Below are 2,450 nucleotides of genomic sequence, written 5' to 3' on the forward strand. Positions count from 1 at the left end.
GTAAGCGTCCGGCCACTACCGTCTGGTGAATGGAGGCAGTTGTGGACAAAGTAGTTCCCACTAAAAAGTAGTGGGAACCAAAGATGGTGTACACCAATAGTCGTACCAATGGCAGCCGTAAAGGCAGAGCCAATTACTCACGAGAATTCAAACAGCGACTTGTCGAGGCCGCCAACCAACCCGGCGTCTCCGTCTCAAAACTCGCACAGGAGCACGGGATCAATGCAAACCTCTTGTTCAAATGGCGACGTGATGCCAAAGCCGAAGCCCCTGCGTTATATCCCATCGAACTGGTGTTGCCCCCTTCATCCACGGAGATCTTCTTGCCTCCGACCCCGCAGCCCGAAATGCTCACGCCAGAGACGGCCTCTGAACCGACACCATCCGGCACCATCGAGATACGACTGGGGCGTGCAATGGTCGTCATCGATGGCACCGTCGATACCAATGTATTACGAATGATCCTGGAGACCCTGCGCGTATGATCAATCTTCCTACTGGCACCCGGATCTGGATCGTGGCCGGTATCACAGACATGAGAAACGGCTTCAATGGGTTAGCCTCGAAAGTGCAAATGACGTTGAAGGATGATCCCTTGTCAGGGCATGTCTTTATCTTCAGGGGCCGTAACGGGAGTCAAGTTAAGCTCCTCTGGTCTACCGGCGATGGTCTGTGTCTGCTGACCAAAAGGCTGGAGCAGGGTCGGTTTGCCTGGCCATCGGCTCGAAACGGCAAAGTCTTTTTGACGCCTGCACAACTGGCCATGCTACTGGAGGGAATAGACTGGCGCCATCCAAAGCGCCTGGCTAACTCATTGACCATGTTGTAAAAAGTGATCCCCCATGTAAGATGCATGGGTATGGAAAAATTACTAGCCGACGAAATCCTGCGACTGAAACGACTCCTGGCTGAACAGGAGTCACTCAATCGTGTTTTGCATGCAAGGTTGGAAGAGCGGGAGCGCGAAATTGAGCGCCTGCTTGCGCAACTCGACAAGCTGCGGCGTATGTATTTTGGCAGCCAGTCCGAGAAACTCGCTCGTCGTATCGCTCAGACCGAAGCGCAACTGCAAATACTCCAGCAGGAGAGTGATACCTTCACCGGTCGGGTCGATGATCCAGCGGTACCGCGGCCACTTCGCCAGACTCGCATTCGCAAACCCTTCCCTCAAGCGCTTCCCCGCGATGAGCATCGCCTGTGTCCAACAGAGGCTGTCTGCCCGGAATGTGGTGGAGCGCTGGCATACCTTGGAGAAGATACTGCTGAGCAGTTAGAGCTGATACGCAGTGCCTTCCGGGTCATCCGCACGGTTCGGGAGAAACACACCTGCGGGCAATGCGATTTCATCATACAAGCGCCAGCCCCATCACGTCCTATCGAGCGGGGTATCGCCGGGCCAGGCTTACTGGCTCGGGTACTCACCTCCAAGTATGCAGAGCACACCCCGCTGTATCGCCAGTCGGAAATCTATGCCCGTCAGGGCGTGGAGCTGAGCCGCTCTGTGCTCTCTGGCTGGGTAGATGCGTGTTGCCGATTACTGTCACCGCTGGAGGAAGCGCTGCGGCAGTATGTGCTGACCGATGGCAAACTACACGCAGACGATACCCCGGTGCCGGTACTGCTCCCTGGCAATAAAAAGACAAAAACAGGACGTCTGTGGACGTATGTACGCGATGATCGCAACGCAGGCTCCGCACTGCCGCCAGCCGTCTGGTTCGCTTACTCGCCTGATAGAAAGGGAGTCCATCCGCAAAGCCATCTTGCCGATTTCAGCGGCGTCCTACAGGCAGACGCATATGCAGGATTTAATGAGCTATATCGTGAAGACCGAGCTGCCGGCACGATAAAGGAGGCCGCTTGCTGGGCTCATGCCAGGCGAAAGATCCATGATGTGCATATCCGAACGCCATCGGATAACACAGACGAAGCCCTCAAACGAATTGGTCAGCTTTACAGCCTTGAAGCAGAACTGCGCGGCATGTCAGCAGAACACCGGCTGGCAGAACGAGAACGGCGGGCAAAGCCCTTACTGAAAGAGCTGGAGATCTGGTTACGGGATAGGATGCAGTCGCTCTCGCGTCACTCCGAGTTGGCTAAGGCCTTCGCCTATGCCTTGAATCAGTGGTCAGCACTGACGTACTACACCGAAAACGGCTGGATAGAAGTGGACAACAACATAGCGGAGAATGCGCTACGGCTGGTGAGCTTGGGGCGAAAGAACTTCCTGTTTTTTGGCTCTGACCATGGTGGTGAACGGGGAGCCTTGTTGTACAGCTTGCTCGGCACCTGCCGGTTGAACGGGGTAGATCCGGAGCATTACCTGCGGCATGTACTGAATGTGATCGCAGACTGGCCGGTGAATCGGGTCGGCGAACTGCTGCCTTGGCGTGTTGCTCTACCTGCTGAATAACCTGTCGCTCCTGTCAATACGGCCTTCGCTGGACGCTTAC

3 protein-coding genes are annotated in these 2,450 nt (G+C 55.6%); all 3 read left to right on the top strand.

The window, feature by feature from the left end:
• Positions 1 to 83 precede the first annotated feature (83 nt).
• From tnpA to tnpC, 3 genes are read left to right on the top strand one after another with little or no spacing between them, the layout of a single operon-like run.
• Entirely contained in the window at positions 84 to 485 is a 402-nt protein-coding gene (gene tnpA / locus BN1115_RS22880; protein WP_042060619.1) for an IS66-like element accessory protein TnpA, read from the top strand.
• Positions 482 to 829: an IS66 family insertion sequence element accessory protein TnpB gene (gene tnpB / locus BN1115_RS09750; RefSeq protein WP_042060615.1), complete on the top strand. Its 348-nt coding sequence runs from the start codon at positions 482 to 484 to the stop codon at positions 827 to 829. Before tnpA ends, tnpB begins: the two co-directional genes overlap by 4 nt.
• Positions 830 to 859: 30 nt before the next feature.
• Entirely contained in the window at positions 860 to 2,410 is a 1,551-nt protein-coding gene (gene tnpC / locus BN1115_RS09755; RefSeq protein WP_042060621.1) for an IS66 family transposase, read from the top strand.
• Positions 2,411 to 2,450 lie beyond the last annotated feature (40 nt).

This window comes from Aeromonas allosaccharophila (assembly GCF_000819685.1).
Taxonomy (GTDB): Bacteria; Pseudomonadota; Gammaproteobacteria; order Enterobacterales; family Aeromonadaceae; genus Aeromonas; species Aeromonas allosaccharophila.